The organism is Methylomonas sp. BG-2, assembly GCF_057766305.1.
The window spans coordinates 1-4,040 of record NZ_JBYMAP010000301.1 but is presented as its reverse complement, the minus strand read 5'-3'; the positions used below and the strand labels follow the sequence as shown (position 1 = coordinate 4,040).

The following is a 4,040-nucleotide window of genomic DNA, read 5'->3' as shown; positions in this document are numbered from 1 at the left end:
AACGGCGCGACAACGACCGAGTCAACGGCGCGACAGCGACCGAGCCAACGGCGCGCAGCGACCGAGCCAACGGCGCGACAACGACCGAGTCAACGACGCGCCGACGACCAAGCCAATGACGCGACAGGGTTTGCAACGCAGCGGCCGTCATCCCCACCGGGAAGCGGACATCCCGCCGCGGTCGGCAGGCTTCGATGCGTCCGTGGCGCTGGAATTCGTTTCTAATAACAGCGCGAACGCCAATCCCTGCCGAAATGACCAGCGCGACCGAGAACCCGGCAAAGAACTAGTCGGCGGCAAAGCAATAGAAATAGCCGGCCCCGCCGGTGCTGACCAGGTTTTCCTGGCTGCAGCCCCGGCCGTCGTGGGTTGAGTTCCAGGACACGTTACCGCCGGTGCGGCCGCCGTTGGTACGGTCGAAATGGCCGACGCGGACCGTGCCTTCGCCACTGCTCGTGTAATTTTTGCAGGTGTGGTCGGCGGCATCGGCATAGGCCGTGCCATCCGGTTTGGACCCGGTCAGGATGTCGTGTTCGTTCGGCGTGTCGCCGACGCCTTTCAGCGCATCGCCTTTCTCGGTGTATGCGGTCTTTTTGTGCAGGTTGTTACCCAGCTGCGCCAGTTCCAAGGTATCGCCGTGCAAATGCGCGACATCGTTCGCGACGATGATGCCGGCGGCATTGGCCCAAGGTCCCTTTGCCGATTCGGTCGCGGGCGTTGACGGCGGGCTGGCCGGCGCTGGCTTGGGTGCTCAGATAAGCATGCCAGGTTCGATGACCGGCGCCGACCGAGCCGGCCAGTTTTTGGCAATGGGCATCGGCGCCAGCCAAGCCGCCCAGATCCGCGCCTTTACCGATACCGGTGCTGGTTACGAAAAAGCCCAATGGCGGTTTGGGGGCTTCCGGCGCTTGTTGGGCGAATGCGGTTTGACTGCCGAAAAGCCACAGGCCGGCCACGAAACAAGTTTTTTCATTTGATTTTCTCTTGGTTGGAATGAATACGGCAGGCTCGCTACCAAGCCTACAGCCGGGCAGGGCGGCAGTTATCGTGCCAATTCTTTAAACCGCGCGGAATAAGGCAAAGCAAAAGGCCGGGTATTTGAGGGTGTTGCCGCGCGGGCAGGCGTTGCTGGCGGCATGCTGCTCTATCAGCAGTTTTTGGCCCGCCCATCGGCGGAAACGGCCAGTGAAAACCCGGAGTCTATACTAAGCTGGACAACGTTTTCACCGCGACACGCGAGGTCAGCCCCTTGAACCAGTCCGCTTATTTCTTCGACTCGGACGGCGCTTTCGTCGTCGAGCAATACAACGACCAAGCAGCGTTTGCCAGTTTTCTGCCGGGCATCGCCGGGGTTTCGGGCCGGCCGGCCTGGGCGTTTTACGTCAATCGCGGCCAGGCCATCGCCAGTTTCGGCGTGCGTAACAAAGACGGCGCGTTTCTGGAGTTTTTCCCGGCCGACAAAGCTTATCAACTCACCGCATCGCGCGGTTTTCGCACCTTTTTGAAGATAGGTAGCGGTCCGAGCGCGATTTGCCACGAACCTTTCCAGCGCAATGCCGGCGCCGACGTTCGCCAGCGTTTGTATGTGTCGGAACAAGAAGTCGGCGTCGAGGAATCTCATCCGCGCTTGGGCTTACGCATCCGCGCCGATATGGCGACGCTGCCGGAAGCGGCGGTGGCCGGGTTGCTGCGCCGAGTCGAAATCACCAACACCTCGCCGGTTAGTTTGGCTATCGAAGTCGTCGACGGCTTGCCGCAAGTGCTGCCTTACGCGATGAATCAATGGATACTCAAATTCATGAGCCGCACCTCGGAAGCGTTTATGCGCGTCGAGGGCGTTGCCAGCCGGGTGGCGTTTTATCGGCTCCGGGTGTGGCCGACCGACAGTCCGCAAGTCGAGCCGGTCGTGGCGGGCAATTTCTTTGCAGGGCTTAAGGACGGTCTGTTGAATCCGGTCATTGTCGATCCGGAGCGGGTGTTCGGCCTGGCCGGGGATTTCGCGAGGGCGGAACGCTTCTTCGCCGACTCCGCGCTGGATCTGGATCGTCAAGTGGCCGGCAACCGCACGCCGTCGGCCTTCCAGACTCTGAGGCTGGAGGTGCCGCCCGGTGCCAGCCGGGTGTTTTACGGCATCTATGGCCATGCCGCGTCGCCCGAGGTCGGTCTGGCCTTCATCGCCGAGGCCGCCGAGGCCGGTTATTTCGAAGCCAAGCGCGCGGCCAACCGGTATCTGCTGGACCAAATCGGGCAAAAGGCGTTTACCGCCACCGCCAAGCCCTTGTTCGACGCGCATGTTCGCCAGTGTTACCTGGACAACGGTTTGCGCGGCGGCTTTCCGACCGCGGTGCCGGGCGGGGCGTTACTGTATTTGTTCGGCCGTAAGCACGGCGACCTGGAGCGCGATTACAACGACTTTTTATTGCAGGACACGCCGTATTCCGAGGGGAACGGCGATTTTCGCGATGTGTTGCAAAACCGCCGGGTGGATTTGTTCTTCGAACCGGCGCTGGGTACCCGCAACATTCGCTATTTTTTCAACCTGATCCAGCCGGACGGTTACAACCCCTGCGCGTTACGCAACAGCCGTTTCGTGGTCGATGCACCAGAGCGTCTGGTGGAACGCTGCGCCGGTCTGCCGGCCGTGGCGGCACTGTTGGCCACCGAGTTCAAATACGCCGAGCTCTGGCAAGTACTGACCGAGGCCGGTGCCGATGTCGAAGCCGCTATTGGCGCCATCCTGGCCGAGGCCCGCGAAGTGGAGGATGCTGAATTCGATCGCGGCTACTGGTCCGACCATTGGACCTATCTGGTCGATTTGCTGATCGCCTACCGGGCGATTTTTCCGGAACGGCTGGCCGGCTTGTTGTTGGAAACCGGCTACAGCTTTTTCGATGCCAGCCACTTCGTCGCGCCGCGCGCGCAAAAGTGCGTACTGACCGGCAACGGCGTTCGCCAATACGGCGCGGTGCAATTCAATGCCGACAAGCAAGCGCTCATCGCCGCCCGCGCGGTCGATAAACAGCGGGTTCGCGACCGGCACGGCCTGGGCGAGGTGGTCTATACCAGCTTGTTGGGCAAGATTTTGACCTTGGTCGCCAACAAGCTGGCAACGCTGGACCCGGCCGGCATCGGCATCGAAATGGAAGCGGATCGGCCCGGCTGGTGCGACGCCTTGAACGGCCTGCCCGGCATTTTCGGCTCGGCGGTCAACGAGACGATAGAGCTGCTGCGCTTGGTGGAATTCACCCGGCCAGCGCTGGAAGGTCTGGCCGGGAGCTGTGAGTTACCGGCCGAATTGGCTGAGTTTATTGCCGGACTACAGCGCTTGCTGGCGGAACCGGAACCCAGCGCCGAGCGGTTTTGGCGCGACAGCGGCCGTCTCAAGGAAGGCTACCGGGCCAGCGTATTCATGGGCTTTGCCGGTGAAGTCAGCACGGTAGGCTTGGCCGAATTGCGCGAGTTTCTGACCAAGGCCAGCCGGCATCTGACGGCCGCGATCGATAAAGCCGGAACGCCGCAAGGCATACAGACCTATTACTTTTACGAAGCAAGCGACTACCAAGCGCTGGAAGACGGCAAGGTCGAGGTGCTTGGATTTAAACAGCATACCTTACCCTTGTTCCTGGAAGGCTTTGTGCATGCCTTGCGGATCGCCGGACCGGACGAGGCACGCCGTTTGTACCAGGCCGCGCGGGCATCCGCTTTGTTCGACCGTAAACTGGGCATGTATCGCCTGAACGCACCGCTGGGCGACGATGCGCTGGCCTTGGGGCGGATCGGCGTGTTCAACGATGGTTGGCTGGAGAACGGTTCGATCTTTTTGCACATGCACTATAAATTCGTGTTGGAGTTGGTCAGGGCCGGGTTGGTCGAAGAATTCTACGCCGACCTCGAACAACTGCTGGTCGCCTTCCGCGATCCCGCCGAATACCAGCGTAGCCCCATCGAAAACTCCAGCTTTCTGGTGTCCAGCGGCTTTGACATCGATCCGCGCCAACACGGGCGCGGTTGCGTGGCCCGGCTGTCCGGCTCGACCGTCG

At 61.5% G+C, this 4,040-nt stretch carries 3 protein-coding genes; 2 read left to right on the top strand and 1 reads right to left on the bottom strand.

Annotated features, from left to right (window positions below):
- Nucleotides 1-286: 286 nt before the first annotated feature.
- On the bottom strand, nt 287-628 hold the full coding sequence (locus tag AC3B8H_RS19130; protein ID WP_488443115.1) for a hypothetical protein: 342 nt from the start codon (nt 626-628) through the stop codon (nt 287-289).
- Between the two features lie 40 nt (nt 629-668).
- On the opposite strand from AC3B8H_RS19130, the gene AC3B8H_RS19125 reads away from it, so the two are divergent.
- Nucleotides 669-977, top strand: coding sequence for a hypothetical protein (locus AC3B8H_RS19125; RefSeq protein ID WP_488443114.1), 309 nt, complete (start codon nt 669-671; stop codon nt 975-977).
- A 272-nt stretch (nt 978-1,249) separates the two neighbouring features.
- Nucleotides 1,250-4,040: hypothetical protein (locus AC3B8H_RS19120; RefSeq protein ID WP_488443113.1), on the top strand; the 2,791-nt coding region annotated here is incomplete at its 3' end.

Bases quoted from the DNA above. Each gene is read 5' to 3' on its own strand.
- AC3B8H_RS19125 (WP_488443114.1), top strand. From the start codon at position 669: ATGCCGGCGGCATTGGCCCAAGGTCCCTTTGCCGATTCGGTCGCGGGC.